18 protein-coding genes are annotated in these 19,615 nt (G+C 71.1%); 13 read left to right on the top strand and 5 right to left on the bottom strand.

Translation table 11 applies throughout. The features are described 5' to 3' along the window. Positions 1-73: 73 nt before the first annotated feature. Positions 74-664, top strand: a complete 591-nt coding sequence (locus QSK39_RS35700) for a helix-turn-helix transcriptional regulator (RefSeq protein ID WP_285482266.1) — start codon at positions 74-76, stop codon at positions 662-664. On the opposite strand, the gene QSK39_RS35695 is transcribed toward QSK39_RS35700, so the two are convergent. The 4 genes from QSK39_RS35695 to QSK39_RS35680 form a co-directional block, all read right to left on the bottom strand. After that, positions 657-1,757, bottom strand: a complete 1,101-nt coding sequence (locus QSK39_RS35695) for a lanthionine synthetase C family protein (RefSeq protein ID WP_285482265.1) — start codon at positions 1,755-1,757, stop codon at positions 657-659. The two genes, QSK39_RS35700 and QSK39_RS35695, sit on opposite strands and share 8 nt — an antisense overlap. Further along, positions 1,754-4,708: a lantibiotic dehydratase gene (locus QSK39_RS35690; RefSeq protein WP_285482264.1), complete on the bottom strand. Its 2,955-nt coding sequence runs from the start codon at positions 4,706-4,708 to the stop codon at positions 1,754-1,756. The genes QSK39_RS35695 and QSK39_RS35690 overlap by 4 nt, the downstream gene beginning before the upstream one ends. A 66-nt stretch (positions 4,709-4,774) precedes the next feature. Next, on the bottom strand, positions 4,775-4,897 hold the full coding sequence (locus QSK39_RS35685) for a hypothetical protein (protein ID WP_285482263.1): 123 nt from the start codon (positions 4,895-4,897) through the stop codon (positions 4,775-4,777). A 105-nt stretch (positions 4,898-5,002) separates the two neighbouring features. Then, entirely contained in the window at positions 5,003-5,371 is a 369-nt protein-coding gene (locus QSK39_RS35680) for a YrdB family protein (protein ID WP_285482262.1), read from the bottom strand. Positions 5,372-5,575: 204 nt separating this feature from the next. On the opposite strand from QSK39_RS35680, the gene QSK39_RS35675 reads away from it, so the two are divergent. From QSK39_RS35675 to QSK39_RS35620, 12 genes are all read left to right on the top strand, one after another. Further along, complete coding sequence (locus QSK39_RS35675) at positions 5,576-6,808, top strand: class I SAM-dependent methyltransferase (protein WP_285482261.1); 1,233 nt, start codon at positions 5,576-5,578, stop codon at positions 6,806-6,808. Between the two features lies 1 nt (position 6,809). Then, positions 6,810-7,601 carry a glycosyltransferase family protein gene (locus tag QSK39_RS35670; protein ID WP_285482260.1) on the top strand — a complete coding sequence of 264 codons (792 nt, stop codon included), beginning with the start codon at positions 6,810-6,812 and terminating at the stop codon, positions 7,599-7,601. Next, positions 7,598-8,245 (top strand): PIG-L deacetylase family protein, encoded by a 648-nt coding sequence (locus tag QSK39_RS35665; RefSeq protein ID WP_285482259.1) that lies wholly within the window; start codon positions 7,598-7,600, stop codon positions 8,243-8,245. The genes QSK39_RS35670 and QSK39_RS35665 overlap by 4 nt, the downstream gene beginning before the upstream one ends. A gap of 4 nt (positions 8,246-8,249) precedes the next feature. Then, the gene (locus QSK39_RS35660) at positions 8,250-9,269 is read left to right on the top strand and encodes an NAD-dependent epimerase/dehydratase family protein (protein WP_285482258.1); all 1,020 of its coding nucleotides are present in this window, start codon (positions 8,250-8,252) and stop codon (positions 9,267-9,269) included. Next, complete coding sequence (locus QSK39_RS35655) at positions 9,269-10,549, top strand: DUF4910 domain-containing protein (protein ID WP_285482257.1); 1,281 nt, start codon at positions 9,269-9,271, stop codon at positions 10,547-10,549. The genes QSK39_RS35660 and QSK39_RS35655 overlap by 1 nt, the downstream gene beginning before the upstream one ends. 5 nt (positions 10,550-10,554) lie before the next feature. Further along, the gene (locus QSK39_RS35650) at positions 10,555-11,931 is read left to right on the top strand and encodes an MATE family efflux transporter (RefSeq protein WP_285482256.1); all 1,377 of its coding nucleotides are present in this window, start codon (positions 10,555-10,557) and stop codon (positions 11,929-11,931) included. Positions 11,932-11,938: 7 nt separating this feature from the next. Further along, on the top strand, positions 11,939-12,883 hold the full coding sequence (locus tag QSK39_RS35645) for a glycosyltransferase family 2 protein (RefSeq protein ID WP_285482255.1): 945 nt from the start codon (positions 11,939-11,941) through the stop codon (positions 12,881-12,883). Then, complete coding sequence (locus QSK39_RS35640) at positions 12,880-14,064, top strand: polysaccharide pyruvyl transferase family protein (protein ID WP_285482254.1); 1,185 nt, start codon at positions 12,880-12,882, stop codon at positions 14,062-14,064. The genes QSK39_RS35645 and QSK39_RS35640 overlap by 4 nt, the downstream gene beginning before the upstream one ends. After that, positions 14,061-14,609 carry a dTDP-4-dehydrorhamnose 3,5-epimerase family protein gene (locus tag QSK39_RS35635; RefSeq protein WP_285482253.1) on the top strand — a complete coding sequence of 183 codons (549 nt, stop codon included), beginning with the start codon at positions 14,061-14,063 and terminating at the stop codon, positions 14,607-14,609. Before QSK39_RS35640 ends, QSK39_RS35635 begins: the two co-directional genes overlap by 4 nt. A gap of 5 nt (positions 14,610-14,614) precedes the next feature. After that, a complete protein-coding gene (locus QSK39_RS35630) occupies positions 14,615-15,931 on the top strand; it encodes a glutamate-1-semialdehyde 2,1-aminomutase (protein WP_285482252.1) in 1,317 nt (438 codons plus the stop codon). Between the two features lie 141 nt (positions 15,932-16,072). Next, positions 16,073-17,554, top strand: a complete 1,482-nt coding sequence (locus QSK39_RS35625; RefSeq protein WP_285482251.1) for a right-handed parallel beta-helix repeat-containing protein — start codon at positions 16,073-16,075, stop codon at positions 17,552-17,554. Between the two features lie 165 nt (positions 17,555-17,719). Continuing rightward, complete coding sequence (locus tag QSK39_RS35620; protein ID WP_285482250.1) at positions 17,720-18,334, top strand: HAD family hydrolase; 615 nt, start codon at positions 17,720-17,722, stop codon at positions 18,332-18,334. Here the strand turns inward: QSK39_RS35620 and QSK39_RS35615 are convergent. Further along, on the bottom strand, positions 18,321-18,935 hold the full coding sequence (locus QSK39_RS35615) for a maleylpyruvate isomerase family mycothiol-dependent enzyme (protein WP_285482249.1): 615 nt from the start codon (positions 18,933-18,935) through the stop codon (positions 18,321-18,323). The genes QSK39_RS35620 and QSK39_RS35615 overlap by 14 nt on opposite strands. Between the last annotated feature and the right edge of the window lie 680 nt (positions 18,936-19,615).

The following is a 19,615-nucleotide window of genomic DNA, read 5'->3' as shown; positions in this document are numbered from 1 at the left end:
AAAGAACAATCAATTCCCCGCGGATCCCCTGATATCGTTTCTTCGATATTTCGGGATCCGCGGGGGTGAAACCATGGAATTGCCTGCCCAGCTGAGCGTTGTCGCGCCGGCCTGTCTCGGCGCCGCCCTTTCGCCGCACGTGTTCCTGCTCGAAAAGCAGGACATCCGGCTGGTGCTGACGGCCGAGCTGACCCGCACCCTGCGGGAACACCGCGGCGCCGTGGCTGCGGTGCCCGCCTTCACCGAAGCGGAAGTATCGGTGATCAGCTCACTCCGGGAGGCCTTTCCCGGCCAAGCGGTGATCGGCGTCGTCGACGACGTCTCCGGAAACCAGACGTACGCCGCGATGCACGCCGGGGCGCACGGGGTGCTCAACGTCCAGCTGCCGCCGTCCCGCGCGGTCACCGTGATCCACCGGCAGGCCGCCCGCCTCGCCCTGGCCGCGCCGGAAAGCCCCGGCGCGGCCCCGGCGTTGAGCGTGAGCGACTTCGCGGTGCTCGAAATGGTGATCGAAGCCCGGTCGACGCGGGAGATGGCGCGGCGGTTCTACTGCTCCGAGCGGACGATGTACCGGCGGCTGAAGGACATCTACGGCCACGTCGGGGTCGACGGCCGCCGCGGGCTCCTCGAACTGCTCGCCACGCGACGGCGGGCGTTCAGCTGAACAGCAGGACGCGGTCCCACGGCGAAGGGCCGCGCACGTCGTAACCCGCGAACGGCAGCAGCACGCAGGCGACCCCGGCCGCGCCCTCGACGAGCCCGGCCGCGTCGACGGGCGAGCCGGACTCGTGGTGCCGGAACAGGAACTCCGCCGTGTCGTCCGCGGCGGCGGCCACGACCAGGGCGACCCGGCCGGCCGCCGCCTGCAGCTCCGGATCGCCGGCCGCCGTGCCGACCACGTGCAGGGCGTGCAGCAGGCCGGCGTAACCGTGGCAGACGGTCGGGCCGTCGAGGTGCCACTCGGCCTCGGGACGCCGGGCGGCGGCTCGCAGCGCCTCGACCGCGAGCCGCTGCCAGGCCGGTTCGCCGAGCACGGTCCCGGCCCGGTGCAGGGCCACGGCGACACCGGGAGTGCCGTAGCACCAAGCACTCTTGGCCGGGACCGCGATTTCCCCGGCCCAGGCCGGGAAGTACGGTCCGGCGGCGTCTTCACCGGCGATGTCGCCCAGCCAGCCGGCGAGGTGGTGCATCACGTCCAGCTGACCGGGCACCAGCCGCCCGTGGTCCGCGGCGAGAGCCAGGAACGCGAGGATCCCGGCGACGCCGTGGGCCATCCCGGCGTCGGCGCCGGGCCGGGTTTCCGTGACCGCCAGCCGGGCCAGCGCGTCCAGGGTCGGTCCGACGTCGGCACCCGCGTCGAGAAGGACGCGGCCGAGCCCGGTGAGGCCGTTGACGACGTCGTAGCCGCCCAGGTGAGCAAGCCGGTGGGCCTGCGCGGCCTCGGCGTACGCGGTCAGCCGCTCCCGCAGCCCGCGGTAGCGGCCGGTGCCGCCCGCGCACGTCTGCGCGGCGGCGAGCACCGCGGCCGGGCCCTCGTAGAGACCGGCGGTCGGCGCGCTGTCCAGGGCGGCCACCGCGGCCGCGAGGTGCCGGTGCGCCACCGGCAGCCAGCGCTCGTCCGCCCGGCCCAGCTCCCCGAACAGCATCGCGACGCCGGGGTGGCCGCGGAACAACGACGTCGGCCGCGCGGTGATCGGCCCGGCGGCCGAGAGCCGCCGTGCGGTCTCGGTCACCAGCGCCGCGAAGTCCGCGGTCACGAGTGCGTCCGGCGGCCGAGGTGGTCCAGCACGGCGGCGCGTGCGTAGCCGTGCACCTTCCGCTCCCGCTCGATGGGCCCGCCGAACAGCCGGTTGCACGTCATGTGCAGCAGGCTCGCCAGGATTCCCGCAATATCGCCCGACTCGCGGACGACGTCGGCGTAGTGGCGCACCGCCTCGTCACGCGGGCCGAGCGCTTCGACGACCGCGCGCCCCTCGGCCGTCGCACGCAGGCCGGGCCAGCCGCCCGCCGGGTCCACAATGGACCGCCACCGCACGCGGTTGCGGGCGTACTCCCGGTCCGGAGCGGCCGCCGGGATCCGGTCCGCCGCACCGAACGCGTGGGCCAGCGCCGCCAGCGACACCGCGGCCAGCTCGTCCAGGGAAAAGCCCGTTCGCCGCTCGAGGTCCAGCAGCTTCACCGCGAGCTCGCTGTCGGCGTGGAACACCGCCTCGGCCACCGGCATCGCCGTCGGGCCGCCGTAGCGCTCCACCTCCGGCTCGTGGCTCGCCACCAGCCAGTCGCCGATCAGCCGCTGGTCCGACCACTCGCCGAGCCGCGCCGCGAGCCGCGGGAACACCAACGGCCACAACGTTTCCGGGTCGCCGTGGAACCGCAGCCGCAGGACCGGGTCCGGCTCGGCATAGCGGACGAAGTACCAGGGCAGGCCGGCTTCGGCGGCCAGCGCCGGGAGCCGGTCGCGGACGACGTCCGGCCGCGGTGAGAAAACCTTGACGTGGAGCCATTCCCCGCCCGGCTGGTACCGGCGGCGGGCCTGCAGCCGGGGAGGCGGCTCGGTCCGCACCGGCGTCCGGCGGCTGAGCCCGACGACCACCTCGGCGGGCCGGCCACCCAGCCAGCCACCCGGCTCGACGGACTCGGTGGCGACCAGGCTCGCGTCCTTCCGCAGTTCGTCGCGCAGGATCGCCAGGTGCCAAAGGTCGGTCAGGTCGAGCGTCAGCCGCTGGTCCCGGCTCCGCACCTCGACCCGCTCCGGCACCCGCCACGCCGCCCGCCAGCGCTCGACCGCGCCGGGCCAGGCGTCGTCCGGCAGCTCGCGCAGGACGTCCAGCCGCCACACCGCCGGGCTCAGCACCGTGCGCCGGTAGCGCACGCGCGGCAGGTACGGCCCGGCCAGCGCGCTCCCCCAGTCCCACGGTTCCCACTGCCGCGTCCCGGCCAGCCCGGCGTCGTGCAGGAACCGGACGACGTTCGGCGCCTGGTCCTCGAGCCGCAGCATGCTGTGGACCACCGGCAGCAGCTCGGTGCCGGTCGGGACGTGCACGACGATCACCCGGCCGTCGGACACGCCGACGGCCAGATCGGCGAGGCTGAGGGTGTCCCCGGGCAGGCCGACCGCGATCCGCTGTCCGGTGTGCGCGGGCGTGTTGACGACGTTCGCGCCGCGGCCCTCGCGCGGCTGGTAGGCCAGCGTCACGGGCACGATCGGGGCCAGCTCGCGGGCCGCCTCGGCCGCCTCGTCGCGCAACGCGGCGTCGAGGTCGGGGAGCAGGCCGGCGAACCGGCTCGCGGTGGCGCCGGGCTGGTAGGACCCGTGGCTCGGCGCGGTGACCAGCCGGAACTCGCCCGCGGCGAGGTCTTCGAGCGACGCCGCGCACAGCTGGAAGCAGTACTCGCCGAACCGCGTGACCTCGGCCGGATCACCGTCGTCGGCCAGTGCATCGACGGTCTCGTCGTCGAGCACGACCTCGCGCGCGCCGTCCCGGACCGCCTCGGCCACCAGCGCGGCCACCCGGCGGTCCCTTGCGGTCCGTTCGGGCGGCGGCTCCGGCGTCCCGGGCCGCGCGGCCGGCCACCGGTAGCCCGCCGGGGCGCCGACCCCGGAGGTCTCGTCGAGGGCCTCCAGCAGCGGCACGAGCGCTCCGGTGCCGTACCGCTCGGTGAACCGGGCCTGCCACTCCGCGAGGACGGCGCGGCGCGGCGCCATCCGCCACATAGCGGTGACCGCGGCCGCGGCCTCGGCGCGGACCTCCTCGGGCAACCGGACGCGCAGGCCTTGGCGCGTGTCGACGTGCACGGGGTTCGCGTGCGGCCGCACGGCGCACGCGAGGGCGACGACGCGGCGCAGTTCTTCGGTGCCTTCGCCGATCGGCCGCGCGTCGTAGGCGTCGCGCGCTTCGGCGACGGCGGCGAGGGCCGCGCGCCACGGCACGGCCGCACCGCGGCGTTCGGCCGTGGCCAGCACAGCGAGCACGTGGGTGAGCGGGTCGCCACCGTCCAGCGACGGCCGCAGCGACGTCAGCAGCAGACCTTGACGCACCAGTTCGGTGATCAGCCTGGTCGCCACGACCTCGGAAACCGGGAACCGGTCTCGCAGATCGGCGACGACGTCCGCGACCGGACGGGCCGTCTGCGTGCCGGCGAGCACGGCTTCGACCGCCGGGGTGCGCCGCACCGAAACGGCCGCCGAAGCCGTCTCGACGTGCAGCCGGTCACCGCGCGCGACGACCAGGCCGTGCGCTTGGACGTCGAGGTGGATCAGCAGGTCAGGCTCGAGTTCGGCCGCTTCGACGACCTCTCGCAGCCAGCCGAGGTCGAGTCGGGTCCGCGTCCGCGCCGGTCCGTCGTCCTCCACCTTCGGCGCGACGTCGAACCGTCCGGCGGACACCCCGGCGAAGAGCCCGAACGGGGTCGGCCGGGTCCGTGCCCGGAGGTCGTACTTGAGCACGGCGAGCGCGGCCCGCCGCAGCTGGGCGGGCTTGCGCGAGGCGAGCCGCCCGGCCCGCGCGTCCGCCAGGACCGCGGCGAGGCTCGGGCTGGCGACCTCGATCGCTTCGGCCAGCTCGGCCCGCTCGGCGGCGGCCCGCAGGACGTCCCGGCACGCCTCGGGGTCCGGGCCGCCGGGTGCGGCCGGGAGCCGCGGGTGAGTCGGGTGCAGTGGGGTGCGTACGACGAAACTGTCGTGTACGCGGAAAATCTCGTCGTCCATTTCCGGCCTCCGGGAAACCGGCGGCGGAAAACCGGAGCCCGTCCGGTTTTCCGCCCGCCGCGGTGCTCAGAAGGACGAGCAGCAGTCGGTGCCGAGGATCCAGACCACGATGTCCGGGTTGAACTCGGCCTGGACGTCGAGGTCGAACTCGTCCGGCACGACCTGCATGTCACCATTTGCGTTCTGCATGATTCCGCTCCTGTCCGTGGGTTTCGGGGTGCTCACCCAGTAAATGGGCGCACCCGCGGCCGGAGCAATCGAATGCGGGCAGGTTGGCAGTGATGGCAGGGCCGGTCAGCCGTCCTTGGCGACGACCCGGGTCAGCGCCGCGACGCCGATGCCGGCCACGGCCAGCACGATCCCCGCGACCACCCAGCCGACCAGCACGAGCACCACTCCGGTGACCGCGAACAGGGCGAACTCCACCAGGAAGCGGCCTGGTTCCGGCAGCCGGCGGCGGGCCCGCGGGGCGATGAACAGGCCCCAGATCGCGGCGGCCACCAGCGGCAGCAGGACCGCGTCGACGATCGCCAGCGCCACCCCGCTGCCGAGCTGGGTGCCCGCCAGGGCCAGGCCGCCCAGGAGGGCCAGCTCCGTCAGGAAGCGGACCGTCAGCACCACGCCTGCGATCCCGCTCAGGCGGGGACCGGTCTCCGAAGTCATCCGGTCAGCCTAGTCCCGCCGCCAAGTCCACTGTGGACGTTACGGATCCAGGCCGGCACCGTCCGTGATCTCTGCCACATTCCCACGATCCATGTTGCGGTTCCGAATCGGTCCACCAGGCCGCCACGCGTCGCTGTAACGACGATCCACCCCTGCTCGACGTGTTAAGCGCATATCGCGACCGCGAGCCAAGGAGCCTGGTAGATGACCACATGTCGACTCTGCGGTTCGACAAACACGGCCAGCGTGGTGGACCTCGGGGCCACTCCCCCGTGTGAGCGATTCCTGACCGCCGAACAGCTCGACGAGCCGGAAGCCACCTTCCCGCTGCACCTCATCGTGTGCACCGACTGCTGGCTCGCCCAGATCCCCCCGCTGATCGACCCGGACGACACCTTCACCGAGTACGCCTACTTCTCGTCGTTCTCGACGTCGTGGGTCGAGCATGCGAAGCGCTACGTCGACAGCTCCGTCGAGCGGCTGGGCCTGGGCGAGAAGTCCTTCGTCGTGGAGGTCGCCAGCAACGACGGCTACCTGCTCAAGCACGTCGTCGGGCACGGCATCCGGTGTCTGGGAGTCGAACCTTCGGTGAACGTCGGGCAGGCGGCGCGCGACGCCGGCGTGCCCACCCTGACGGCCTTCCTCTCCGAGGAGACCGGCCTCCGGGTGCGCGAGGAGCACGGGCCCGCCGACCTCGTCGCCGCGAACAACGTCTACGCGCACATCCCCGACGTGATCGGCTTCACCAAGGGCCTGCGCGCCCTGGTCGCCGACGACGGCTGGGTCTCCATCGAGGTCCAGCACCTGCTCACGCTGATCGAGAAGAACCAGTACGACACGATCTACCACGAGCACTTCCAGTACTACACGGTCGAATCCGCGCGCCGGGCCCTCGCGACCGGCGGCCTGACCGTGGTCGACGTCGAGCTCGTGCCGACGCACGGTGGTTCGATCCGGCTCTGGGCGCGGCCCGACGCGGTCGCGGGCGAGCCCAGCGAGCGGATGACCGACGTCCTGGAGCGCGAAAAGGCCGCCGGGCTGCACGAGCTGTCCGGGTACACCGAGTTCGCCGAGCGCGTCACCCGCGTACGGCTGGACCTGCTGAAGTTCCTCATCGAGGCGCGCAACGACGGCAAGACCGTCGTCGGCTACGGCGCCCCGGGCAAGGGCAACACCCTGCTGAACCACTGCGGCATCCGGACGGACCTGCTGCAGTACACGGTCGATCGCAACCCGTACAAGCACGGCCGGTTCACCCCGGGCACGCGCATCCCGGTGCTGCCCCCGGAGCGGATCGAAGCCGATCGGCCCGACTACGTCCTCGTCCTCCCGTGGAACCTCCGGGAGGAACTGACCGAACAGCTGTCGTTCGTGGGTGCCTGGGGCGGAAAGCTCGTGTTCCCCATCCCCCGCCTGGAAATCGTCGAGGTGTCTTGAAGTGAAGGTCGTTCTCTTCTGCGGTGGCTACGGGATGCGGATGCGCAACGGCGCGGCCGACGACGTCCCGAAGCCGATGGCGATGGTCGGTCCGAGACCGCTCATCTGGCACGTCATGCGCTACTACGCGCATTTCGGCCACACGGAGTTCATCCTGTGCCTGGGCTATGGCGCGGCGCACATCAAGAACTTCTTCCTGAACTACCAGGAAACCATTTCCAACGACTTCGTCCTGCGGGGCGGCAAGGCGGAGCTGCTCTCGACCGACATCGCCGACTGGACGATCACCTTCGTGCAGACCGGCATCGAGTCGCCGATCGGTGAACGCCTGCGCCGCGTGCGCGACTACCTCGACGGCGACGAGATGTTCCTCGCGAACTACGCCGACGTCCTGTCCGACGTCCCGCTGCCCGACATGATCGAGCGGTTCTCGAACACCGACGCCGGCGCGTCGATGATGGTCGTGCCGCCGCAGTCGTCGTTCCACTGCGTGGAGATGGACGAAGGCGGCATGGTCGGCTCGATCACCGCGGTCAGCGAAATGCCACTGTGGGAGAACGGCGGGTACTTCGTGCTGCGCCAGGAGGTCTTCGACCACATCCCGGAGAACGGCGACCTGGTCGCCGACGGCTGCGGCGAGCTGGCCAAGCGCGGGCGTCTCCTGGCCTACCCGTACCGCGGGTTCTGGAAGCCGACCGACACGGTCAAGGAGCGCGCGGCGCTCGACGAGGCGTACACGCACGGCAAGAAGCCCTGGGCGCTCTGGGAGCAGCCCGTCGCGAGCACCGCGTGATCGGGCTCCGGCCGGGACGCCTCGGCAGCGTCGTCGCCCTCGGCGCGCACTGCGACGACATCGCGATCGGCGCCGGCGGCACCCTGCTGACGATGTGCTCGTCGCGGCCGGGGCTGAAGGTCGACGCGCTGGTCCTCTCCGGTGGCGGCACGCCCCGCGAGGACGAGGAGCGGGCGGCGCTCGCGGCGTTCTGCCCGGGCGCACAGGTCGACGTCACGGTGCTGAAGATGCCGGACGGGCGCTTCCCGGCGCACTGGGAAGAGGCCAAGAACGCGCTGGAGGAGCTGCGGCGGCGGACCGACCCGGACGTCATCCTGGCGCCGCGGACCGACGACGCTCACCAGGACCACCGCGGGCTCGCGAAGCTCGTGCCGACGGCGTTCCGCGACCACCTGGCGCTGGGCTACGAGATCGTCAAGTGGGACGGCGACCTCGGCGCGCCTTCGGTGTACCAGCCGCTCGACGACGACGTCGCCGAGGAGAAGGTCCGGCTGCTGCAGGAGCACTACGCGTCGCAGCGGCACCGCGGCTGGTACGACCGCGAGGCGTTCCTCGGCCTGGCGCGGATCCGCGGGATCGAAGCGGCCGCGAAGTACGCCGAAGCGTTTTTCGTCAAGAAACTCACTCTCGACCTGAAGGGCTGATCCGATGCGGGTGTTGCTGACGGGGCACAAGGGCTACCTGGGGACGGTGATGGCCCCGGTGCTCGCGGCCGCCGGTCACGAGGTCGTCGGCCTCGACTCGGGGCTGTTCGAGGACTGCCTGCTCGGTCCGACGCCGGCCGACCCGGCCGGCCAGGTCGTCGACCTGCGCGACGTCACGCTCGAGCACGTCACCGGGTTCGACGCGGTGATCCACCTCGCCGCGCTGTCGAACGACCCGCTCGGGTCGCTCGCGCCGGAGCTGACCTACGACATCAACCACCACGCGTCGGTGAAGCTCGCGAAGCTGGCGAAGGAGGCCGGCGTCGGGCGGTACCTCTACGCGTCGACCTGCTCGGTGTACGGCGCAGGCGGCGACAAGCTGGTCGACGAGGACGCCCCGCTGAAGCCGGTGACGCCGTACGCCGAGTCGAAGGTGCGCGTCGAGGCCGACGTCCACGAGCTCGCCGACGACGACTTCACCCCGGTCTACATGCGCAACGCGACCGCGTTCGGCTACTCGCCCCGGCTGCGCGGCGACATCGTGCTGAACAACCTGACCGCGCACGCGCACCTGTCCGGCGAGGTGCTGGTGCTCTCCGACGGCACGCCGTGGCGGCCGCTGGTGCACGCCCAGGACATCGCGCGGGCGTTCACCGCCGCGCTGACGGCGCCGAAGGAGGCCGTGCACAACAAGGCCTTCAACATCGGCACCGAGGACAACAACGTCACCGTCGCCGAGATCGCCCAGGAGGTCGTCGAGGCCGTGCCGGGCTCGACGCTGAACATCACCGGCGAGGCCGGCTCCGACCCGCGCTCGTACCGGGTCGACTTCTCGCGCTTCCGCTCGGCGATCCCCGGCTTCACCTGCGAGTGGTCGGTCAAGGACGGCGCCGTCGAGCTCATCGAGGCCTACCGCAAGTTCGGGCTGACCCGCGAGTCGTTCGAGAAGCTGTTCACCCGGCTGGCCTGGCTGCGCAGCGAGGGTGAAGCCGGCCGCGTCGACGACACCCTGCGGCGGCGCTAGTGGCGGGCCCGCAGCTGCGGACGGGGGCGGAGCTGCACGCCCTGGTCGAGCGGCTGTACCCGATTTGCCGCAGCATCACCGGCGACGGCGTGCGGCAGACCCTGGACATCATCGGCGAGCACATCGCGCTGGAGCGGCACGAGGTCCCGACCGGCACGGCGGTGCTGGACTGGACGATCCCGCAGGAGTGGAACATCCGGGACGCGTACGTCGCGTCTCCTTCCGGTGAGCGCGTCATCGACTTCCAGGAGTCGAACCTGCACGTCGTCGGGTACAGCGTCCCGGTGAACGAGCGGATGCCGCTGAGCGAACTGCGGGAGCACCTGCACACGCTGCCGGACCAGCCGTCGTGGGTCCCGTACCGGACCAGCTACTACGCGCCGGCCTGGGGTTTCTGCCTCGCGCAGGAGAAGCTCGACGCGCTGCCCGACGGCGAGTACGACGTCGTCATCGACTCGACCCTGGCCGACGGTTCGCTGACCTACGGCGAGCACGTCGTGCCGGGCCGCGTCACCGACGAGGTCATCGTGTCGTGCCACGTGTGCCACCCGTCGCTGGCCAACGACAACCTGGCCGGCATCGCGGTGGCGATTTCGCTGGCGCAGCAGCTGGCTCTCACTCAGCCCCACTACACCTACCGGTTCCTGTTCATGCCGGGGACGATCGGCTCGATCACCTGGCTGGCGCGCAACGCCTCCCGGATCGAGAAGGTGCGTCACGGCCTGGTGCTGGCGTGCGCGGGCGACCCGGGATCGTTGACGTACAAGAAGTCCCGCCGCGACGACGCCGAGATCGACCGCGTCATGCAGCACGTGCTGCGCTCGCGCGAGCACCGCGTCGTCGACTTCTCGCCCTACGGCTACGACGAGCGCCAGTTCTGCTCGCCGGGCTTCAACCTCGGCGTCGGCTCGCTGACGCGGACGCCGTACGCGGGCTACCCCGAGTACCACACCTCGGCGGACAACCCGAGCTTCGTCTCTCCGGCGGCCATGGAGGACACGCTCGGCGCGCTGCGGGATGCCTTCGGCGTCCTGGACCGCAACCGCCGGTACGTCAACCTCAGCCCGTACGGCGAGCCCCAGCTCGGCAAGCGCGGGCTGTACGACTCGCTCGGCGGCCGCAGCGACGCCAAGCAGGCCCAGATGGCCATGCTGTGGGTGCTCAACCTCTCCGACGGCGAGCACTCGTTGCTGGACATCGCCGAGCGGGCCGGGCTGCCCTTCGACATCGTCGACGTCGCCGCCCGCGCCCTGCACGACGCCGGTCTGGTCAAGGAGTGAGCGACGTGGCCAACCATCGCCGGGCCCCGCGCTCGCTGCTCCGGAACGGCGCCGTGCGCGCCATGGCCGGACGGCTGAGCTGGGGCCTCGGCGACCAGGCAGTGTCCAGTCTGACCAACTTCGCCGTCGGGCTGTACGTGGCCCGCGAGCTCGGCACGTTCGCGTTCGGCATCTTCAGCCTCGCCTGGGTCACCTACGGGGTGGTGCTCAACATCTCGCGCGGGCTGGCCACCGACCCGCTGATGGTGCGGTTCAGCGCGGTGCCGGAGGACCGCTGGCGCCTGGGGGTCGCCAGCGCCTCCGGTACCGCGATCGGCGTCGGCTGCGCGACCGGGCTGGTCAGCCTGGTCGCCGGGCTGGCCGCGGGCGGCCCGCTCGGCAACGCGTTCGTCGCGCTCGCCGTCGTCCTGCCGGGCCTGCTCCTGCAGGACGCCTGGCGGTTCGCCTTCTTCGCCCGCGGACAGGGCAAGAAGGCGTTCCTCAACGACGTCGTGTGCGGCGTCGCCCTGATGCCGGCGCTGTTCATCGCCGGCCGGATCGGGACGGTCGTCGCGTTCGTGCTGGCGTGGGGCATCGCGGCCGCGCTCGCCGCGGTCTACGGCTGGTTCCAGACGGGGATCCTCCCGCACCCGCGGGAGCTCGTCGGCTGGCTTCGCTCGCAGCGTGACCTGAGCGTGCGCTACCTGGTCGAGAACGTCAGCAACAGCGGCGCGTCCCAGCTGCGCGCGTACGGTCTCGGCGCCATCGCCGGCATCACCGCCGTCGGCGCGGTCCGCGGCGCCGAGCAGCTGCTCGGCCCGTTCCTGGCCCTGCTCATGGGCCTGTCCCTGGTCACGGTCGCCGAGGGCGCGCGGGTGCTCCAGCGAGCCCCGCACCGGCTCAAGCACTTCTGCATGATCCTCGGCGGCGGCCAGGCCGCCGCCGCGCTGTGCTGGGGCCTCGGCCTGTTCCTCCTGCTCCCCGACTCGGCCGGCCGCTGGGTGATGGGCTCGGTGTGGGACTCGTCGTCCCCGCTGATCCTCCCGGTCACCCTCGCCGTGGTCGGCGCGAGCTTCGCCACCGGCGCGGCTGCCGGGCTCCGCGCACTGGGCGCCGCACCACGGAGCCTGCGTTCGCAGCTGATCGCCTCCCTGTTCTACGTCACGTTCGGCATCACCGGCGCCTTCCTCGGCGGTGCGCCCGGGTCCGCGTGGGGCGTCGCGGCCGCGACCCTCACCGGGTCGATCGTCTGGTGGTGGCAGCTGCGGATCGGGCTGCGCGAGTACGTGCCGCCGACCCCGGACGACGCCGGGGCCAACGAGACCACCATCGTCTTCGCGCCGATCGGGATCAACGAAACCACCGTGGTCTTCGAGCCGATCAAACTGCCGATCAAGGAATGAGGACTCCATGACCACCGTCCCGCGGCTGAGCCTCGGCCTCCCGGTGTACAACGGCGAGGAGTACCTCGCCGAGTCGCTGGACGCCCTGCTCGGCCAGACCTACGAAGACTTCGAGCTGATCATCTCGGACAACGCCTCCACGGACGGCACCGACGAGATCTGCCGCCGCTACGCCGAGAAGGACTCCCGGATCCGCTACGTCCGGCAGCCGAAGAACATCGGGGCGACCCCGAACCACAACTACGTGTTCGACGTGTCCCGCACCGAGCTCTTCAAGTGGGTCTCCCACGACGACCTCTACGCCCGCGACCTGCTCAAACGGTGCATCGAGGCCCTCGACGAGCGCCCGGACATCATGCTCGCCCACTGCGACCAGGCGATCATCGACGGCGACGGCCGCATCGTCCAGCCGCTCGAGTACACGCTGAACACCGCGTCCCCGCACGCCCCGGACCGCTTCCGCAGCGTCCTGTTCGAGCCCGGCGGCGACGACTTCTACGGCGTCATCCGCGCGGACATCCTCCGCCGCGTCAAGCCGCTCGACAGCTACCACCACGCCGACCGGACCTACTCCGCCGAGATGGCCCTGCACGGCGCGTTCCACCAGGTGCCCGAGCTGCTCTACTTCCGCCGCGACCACCCGGGCCGCGCGGAACGGGCCAACCCGACCATCCGGAGCCGGTGCGCGAATCTGGACCCGCGGCGCGCGAACCGGCTCCGGAATCCCACCGTCCGCCTGCTCGGCGAGTACGTCTACGGGTTCGCGGACCTGATCCGCCGCGCGCCGATCTCGGCCGCCGACAAGCGCGAGTGCTTCGGGCACCTCGGCGCCTGGCTGACCAACCGGGCGCGCTCCGGCCACGGCGAGCGCGTCGAGGACCGCGCGCCGACCGCCTCCGACGTCGCCACGGTCAACGAGATCGTCGCCGGCCGCGAAGGCAGGCTCGCGTGAAGCGTGCCCCCCGCGTCGGCGTCTTCGGCCTGCTCGGCTCGGGGAACCTCGGCAACGACGGTTCCCTCGAAGCCGTGCTCGGCTACCTGCGCGCCGAACACCCGGACGCCGTCCTGACCGGCCTGGTGGGCGGCCCGGACATCGTCCGCGAGCGGTACGGCGTCGACACCACGCCCCTGCACTGGAACCAAGCCGAGTACGAGACGGCGTCCGGCCTGCGCTCGATCGTCCTCAAGGGACTCGGCAAGCTGGTCGACATCGGCCGCACGGCCGCCTGGGTCCGGAAGCAGGACGTCGTCATCGTGCCCGGCATGGGCGTCCTCGAAGCGACGCTTCCGCTGCGTCCCTGGGGTTTTCCGTATTCGCTCTTCCTCCTTTCCGCCACCGGGCGGCTCTTCGGCACGAAGGTCGCGCTGGTCAGCGTCGGCGCCAACGAGATCAGCGCGCGGGTCACGCGGACGCTCGTCCGCTGGTCCGGCCGGCTCGCCGCGTACCGCTCCTTCCGCGACGACCTCTCCCGAGACGCCATGCGCGCCATGGGTGTCGACACCAGCCGTGACGAGGTCTACCCCGACCTCGCGTTCTCCCTCCCCACTCCGGCTGCCGGCGGCGAGCCGGGCACCGTCGGCGTCGGCGTGATGGCCTACTACGGCGGCAACGACGACCGCGCCGACAGCGACCGCATCTACCGCCACTACGTGGACACGATGAACCGGTTCGTCGCCTGGCTCGTCGACCAGGGCAGACCCGTCCGGTTGTTCATCGGTGACCAGATCGACCGGCAGGTCGTCGACGAGATCCTCGAGAAGACCGCTTCCCCGCTGGTGACGGCGGCTTCGGCGAAGACCCTGGACGAGCTGATGCACGAGATGGCGGTGGTGGACAGCGTGGTGGCCACGCGCTACCACAACGTGCTCTGCGCCCTGAAAGTCGCGAAGCCGACCGTCGCGATCGGGTACGCGCCGAAGAACGACGTGCTCATGGCGGAGATGGGCCTCGACGGCTTCACCCAGCGGGCGAAGACAGTCGGCTTCGACCGGCTCGTCGAGCAGTTCACCGAACTCGAAAACCGTTCGCCGGAACTGCGCCAGATCCTGGCGGAACGGAACGAGAACAACGTGCAACGACTCAAGGACCAGTTCGCCGCCCTTTCGGCGGCCCTCTTCGGGGGTGCGCGATGAAGGCCATTCCGGTGCCCGAGATCGAGGGCGTGTACCTGTTCGAACCGACCCCGCACGCCGACCAGCGCGGCTTCTTCAGCCGGACGTTCGACCGCGAGGTCGTCGCGTCGGTCGGGATCGACCCGGACGGCTTCGCCCAGGACAGTCTTTCCCGCTCACGCAAGGGAGTCATCCGCGGGATGCATTTGCGCGGCGGGGCCGGCGAGGCGAAGCTGGTGCGCTGCTCGCACGGCGCGATCTTCGACGTCGTCGTGGATCTCCGACCGGATTCGCCGACATTCCGCAATGTCAAAACGTTCGAACTTTCCGGTGATACCCAGGTTTCCGTGTACATCCCGGCGGGGTGCGCGCACGGATTCCAGTCACTCACCGATATCTCGGACGTCTCGTACCGTATCGATCGACCCCACGACCCGTCCGAAGACATCACAATTTCGTACAAAGACCCAGAATTGGACATTTCGTGGCCACTGTCGGTCACAATGGTCAGTGACCGGGATGAGCGCGCGCCGTCTCTCGGAGAGGCGTTGAAACCAACGAGGTGACCCACATGGGAACGAACTTGCCCCGCTCCACGGAGGCGAACGAGCGGCTGCACCGGGTCATCCCGGGTGGTGCGCACACTTACGCCAAGGGCTCGGACCAGTATCCCGAAATGATGGCTCCGGTCATCTCCCACGGCCTCGGCGGCCACGTCTGGGACGTCGACGGCAACGACTACATCGAATACGGCGCCGGGCTGAGAGCGGTCAGCCTGGGCCACGCCCACCCGCGGATCCTGGACGCGGTCCGCGCCGAGCTCGGCAAGGGCAGCAACTTCATCCGCCCGTCGATCATCGAGGCCGAGGCAGCCGAGCGGTTCCTCGAGAACGTGCCGACGGCCGACATGGTGAAGTTCACCAAGAACGGCTCGGACGCCACGACGGCGGCAGTGCGGCTGGCCCGCGCGGCGACCGGGCGCAAGCTCGTCGCCAAGTGCGCCGACCACGCCTTCTTCTCGACCGACGACTGGTTCATCGGCACCACGGCGATGAACGCGGGCATCCCGGACGAGACGACGGACGCGACGGTGTCCTTCCCGTACGGCGACCTGCAGGCCACGGAGGAGCTGCTGCAGCGCCACGAGGGCGAGATCGCGTGCATGATCCTGGAGCCGGCCGCCGCGGTCGGCCCGCCGCCGGGGTACCTGCAGGGCCTGCGGGAGCTCGCCACGCGCCACGGCGTCGTGCTCGTCTTCGACGAGATGATCACCGGGTTCCGCTGGTCCGCGCACGGCGCGCAGGGCCTCTACGGCGTCACCCCGGACCTCTCGACGTTCGGCAAGGCGCTCGGCAACGGCTTCGCCGTCTCGGCGCTGGCCGGCAAGCGGGAGCTGATGGAGATCGGCGGGCTGCACACCGACCGGGAACGGGTGTTCCTGCTCTCGACCACCCACGGCGCCGAGACCCACTCCCTCGCCGCCGCGATCGCGGTCATGGACGTCTACCGCGACGAGGACGTCATCGCCCGGCTGCACGCCCTCGGCGACCGCCTGGCCGCCGGCGTCCGCGAGGTGGCGGCCGGGATCGGGGTCGGGGACCACGTGGTCGTCCGCGGGCGGTCCAGCAACCTCGTCTTCGGCACCCTCGACGAGGAACTCAAGCCGTCCCAGCCGTACCGGACGCTGTTCCTGCGCGAGCTGGTGAGCGGCGGGGTGCTCGGGCCGTCCTTCGTGGTCAGTGCCGGGCTCACCGAGGCGGACATCGACAAGACCATCGACGTGGTCGCCCAGGCCTGCACGGTGTACCGGAAGGCCCTCGACGCGAACGACCCCACGCCGTGGATGGGCGGGCGCCCGGTGCAGCCCGTGTTCCGCAAGTTCGCCTGACCCGGGATCGGTGCCGGTCGGCCGGGGCGAGCGCCCCGGCCGGCCTGCATCCCCCGAAGGCGAGCAGGATTCACCCCTTGGGTCCGATGAGGACACTTGAGGGTGACTGTTTTCCGGCCTGTTCGTGCGTAACTTCCATCCATGGGCAGACCTCGTGCGGTTCTCGTCGCCGCTTGCTCGCTCCTGATCGCCGTGGCGTGCCCGGCGACCGCGCGAACCACCGACGGACCCGGGCCGGTGTGCGACCACCAGCCCGCGGAGCACGAGGAAGCGCCTCCTGGGGCCGTCCCCGTCGATCCGGGCGTCGACGGGGACCTCTCGGCCAAGACGGCGGCGAACCCGCCCGGCACGACGTTCTGGCTCCGCCCCGGCACCCACACGCTCGGCACCGATCAGTTCGGCCAGGTCGCACCGAAGGACGGCGACGTCTACCTCGGCGCGCCGGGCGCGGTCGTCGACGGCCGGGGCGTCAACCAGGCGGCCTTCACCCAGCGGGCCCGCGACGTCGAGCTCCACGGGCTCACGGTCCGCGGGTTCGCCGCGCCGCAGGACCAGGGCGTGGTCAACCACGACTCCGGTGACGGCTGGCTCATCGAGAACACGACCATCGAGGCCAACGCCGGCGCGGGGCTGATGGCCGGGGCACGCCAGGTCGTCCGGCACAGCTGCCTGCGCGACAACGGCCAGTACGGGCTCAACGCTTACCAGGCCGGAGACGGCATCACCGGGCTGGTGCTGGAGGGCAACGAGATCACCGGCAACAACACCGGCGACTGGGAGGCCAAGGTGCCGGGCTGCGGCTGCAGCGGCGGTGCCAAGTTCTGGGCCGTGGACGGCGCGGACGTCAGGGGCAACTGGGTCCACGGCAACCACGGCGCCGGCCTGTGGGCGGACACGAACAACAACGACTTCCTCGTCGAGGACAACCTGTTCGAAGCCAACGACGCCGAGGCGCTGTTCTACGAGACCAGCTACAACCTCGTGCTGCGCGGCAACACGTTCCGCGGCAACACCCTGGTGCAGGGCCGCGCGTTCGCGGCGCGCGGCGACAACTTCCCGGCAGCGACGGTGTACCTGTCGGAGTCGGGCGGCGAGCCCCGTGTTCAGGCGCGGACGTCGGCCGTCGACATCAGCGGGAACACGTTCGAGGACAACTGGGCCGGGATCACGTTGTGGGAGAACGCCGACCGCTTCTGCACCAGCCCGGCGAACACGTCTTCGGGCTACTGCACCAAGGTGGCTTCCCGGTCTTCGTGCACGGCGGGCACGATCGCGAAGCCACCGGCCTACGACGACTGCCGCTGGAAGACCCAGCGCGTGGAGGTTCACGGGAACACCTTCCGGTTCGATCCTGGACGGGTGGGCTGCACAAGCCTCTGCGGGCGGATGGCGCTGCTGTCGAACTACGGGACCTTCCCGGACTGGTCTCCCTACAAGGGAACCGTCGTGGAGGAGGCGATCACCTTCCAGCAGGGCAACCGGTGGCACGACAACTCCTACGCCGGGCCGTGGACCTTCGTCGTGCATGACACCTCCAGGACGGTCGACGCTGCGGGCTGGCGGGCGGGGCCCTACTCGCAGGACGAGTGTTCTTCGTTCGACGGTGGGACCGCCGGCTGCTGATCAGAAGCTTGCCGACGGGGTCCGACACTTTTCGCCGCGGCGTCCGACTTTGACCGCGAATCTCGTTGGCACACAAGGGAAAAGTCGCGAGCGGAGAATTTCGGACAGGGCACATCACCCGTTTCAGCGATGGCGTTCGCACAGGTGTTCGGTACCGTCGGAGACATGTCCGCCATCCCCGCACCCCTCGACCGCGACGCGATCGACATCGTCCTGTTCGATGCGATGGGCGTCCTCTACTCCGCCGCCGACGACGTCGGCGAGCTGCTCGTGCCCTACCTCCGCAGCCACGGCTGCGTGCTGCGCAGGGAAGAAATCGCCCAGCTGCACCAGGAATGCAGCCTCGGCAAGATGTCCTCGGCCGACCTCTGGGCGAACGCCGGCGCATCCGGCGCGTCGGACGAGGAGTACTGCCGGAACCACCGCCTGACCGAAGGGGTGGTCGCGGTCCTCGCGGATCTCGACGCGACCGGAGTGCGGCTCGGCTGCCTGGGCAACGACGTCAGCGAGTGGTCGAAGCTCTTGCGTGAGCGGTTCGGTCTCGGCGAGTACCTGACCGACTGGTTCATCAGCGGCGACACCCGGGTGCGCAAACCGGCGCCCGAAGCCTTCACCGGCGTGTGCCGGCGTCTCGACGTGATCCCGAGCCGGATCCTGCTCATCGACGACCGCGCGGAGAACGTCTCGGCCGCGCGTGCCGCCGGCCTGCAAGCACTGCGCTACGGCGCAGACGCACTGTCCACAATGGAAGAGTTGCGGAAGGAGCTCAGACCGTGGTGAAGCGCGCGCTCGGCTCGCCCCGAAGACGTCCCACCGGCAGACGCCGGTTGCAGAGCACCAGCAGCAGGTCCTGGGCCAGGCCGGTGAGCGGGGTCCCGGTGCCGTACGACCAGTCGAGATCATCGGCACGCAGGCAGACACCGGCCAGATCGGTGCCGAAGTACTTCGCCTGCTTGGGCCGGACGCCGCCGAGCACCACTTCCAGCCGTTCCGCGGGCACGCGGCGATCCAGCCCGAGGGCGGTCGTGATGTCGAGGCCGTGGATGACGTCGTGGCTGAGAGCACCCTCCGGCCCACCGCCGGGCGGCTGCCAGGGGTGGTCGGCGTTGTCCCGCAGCGAGCCGACGAGAGCCTCCCTCGAAAGCTCGGCGGCCTCCTGCCGAGCCACGCGATCGGCCATCCGGTTGAAGCGACCCGCGGACTTCACCAGCTCGCGCACGAACCGCCCGGTCGTGAACCGGAAGGGCATGGTCATATGGGCAACAACCTCGGGAGCCCGCCACCCGGCACACAGGGTGGCCGAGCCCCATTCGGCGGGCGTGAGCTCACCAAGCAAGGCGGCCAGCTCCCGCCGCTCGGCGGCGATCAGGTCTTGGATCATCGGAGTCTCCTTCGCGGGTAGGTCACCCCACCGACGAACGAGCCCCACCCAGACCGACACCCCGCTCGCGCGAGGAAGCCCGCTCGATCTGCCGGCTGCCCCGCCACGACACTGAGCCTGGCTACCCACCCACCGGCGGGCAGCCCCTCACGGGACGCCACTTCGCCGAGGGCACGAACGCCACCGGAAGCCGGCCCCGGGCACCCCAGCACCTCCGGCCACCCGGCCCACCCGGTAGCCCGTGCCGGGGTCGGCATCACAGCCGTTCAGCCACGCAATCCACCGGAAGCCCTGCCGAGGCCCGGCATCAAAGCCGCTCAGCCACCCGACCCACCAGAAGCCCCGCCGTACCCCGGCATCACAGCCGCTCAGCCACCCAGCCCACCAGAAGCCCTGCCGAAACCCGCCATCACAACCGCGGCCACCCAGTCCACCGGAAGCCCGTGCCGGCACCGGCATCACAGCTGGTCAGCCACCCGACCCACCGGGAGCCCCGCCGAACCCCGGCATCACAGCCGCTCAGCCACCCGACCCACCAGAAGCCCCGCCGAACCCCGGCATCACAGCCGCTCAGCCACCCAGCCCACCAGAAGCCCTGCCGAAACCCGCCATCACAACCGCGGCCACCCAGTCCACCGGAAGCCCGTGCCGGCACCGGCATCACAGCTGGTCAGCCACCC

Origin of the sequence: Amycolatopsis sp. NBRC 101858 (assembly GCF_030269325.1) — a bacterium.
In the GTDB taxonomy this organism is placed as follows: domain Bacteria; phylum Actinomycetota; class Actinomycetes; order Mycobacteriales; family Pseudonocardiaceae; genus Amycolatopsis; species Amycolatopsis ponsaeliensis.
Note: the sequence above shows the minus strand (reverse complement) of the source record. Positions and strands in the feature narration are given on the sequence as shown.

Coding starts and splice junctions, on each gene's coding strand:
- QSK39_RS35700 (WP_285482266.1), top strand. CDS start 74: ATGGAATTGCCTGCCCAGCTGAGCGTTGTCGCGCCGGCCTGTCTCGGC.
- QSK39_RS35690 (WP_285482264.1), bottom strand. CDS start 4,708: ATGGACGACGAGATTTTCCGCGTACACGACAGTTTCGTCGTACGCACC.
- QSK39_RS35685 (WP_285482263.1), bottom strand. CDS start 4,897: ATGCAGAACGCAAATGGTGACATGCAGGTCGTGCCGGACGAGTTCGAC.
- QSK39_RS35680 (WP_285482262.1), bottom strand. CDS start 5,371: ATGACTTCGGAGACCGGTCCCCGCCTGAGCGGGATCGCAGGCGTGGTG.
- QSK39_RS35675 (WP_285482261.1), top strand. CDS start 5,576: ATGACCACATGTCGACTCTGCGGTTCGACAAACACGGCCAGCGTGGTG.
- QSK39_RS35660 (WP_285482258.1), top strand. CDS start 8,250: ATGCGGGTGTTGCTGACGGGGCACAAGGGCTACCTGGGGACGGTGATG.
- QSK39_RS35645 (WP_285482255.1), top strand. CDS start 11,939: ATGACCACCGTCCCGCGGCTGAGCCTCGGCCTCCCGGTGTACAACGGC.
- QSK39_RS35635 (WP_285482253.1), top strand. CDS start 14,061: ATGAAGGCCATTCCGGTGCCCGAGATCGAGGGCGTGTACCTGTTCGAA.
- QSK39_RS35630 (WP_285482252.1), top strand. CDS start 14,615: ATGGGAACGAACTTGCCCCGCTCCACGGAGGCGAACGAGCGGCTGCAC.
- QSK39_RS35625 (WP_285482251.1), top strand. CDS start 16,073: ATGGGCAGACCTCGTGCGGTTCTCGTCGCCGCTTGCTCGCTCCTGATC.
- QSK39_RS35620 (WP_285482250.1), top strand. CDS start 17,720: ATGTCCGCCATCCCCGCACCCCTCGACCGCGACGCGATCGACATCGTC.
- QSK39_RS35615 (WP_285482249.1), bottom strand. CDS start 18,935: ATGATCCAAGACCTGATCGCCGCCGAGCGGCGGGAGCTGGCCGCCTTG.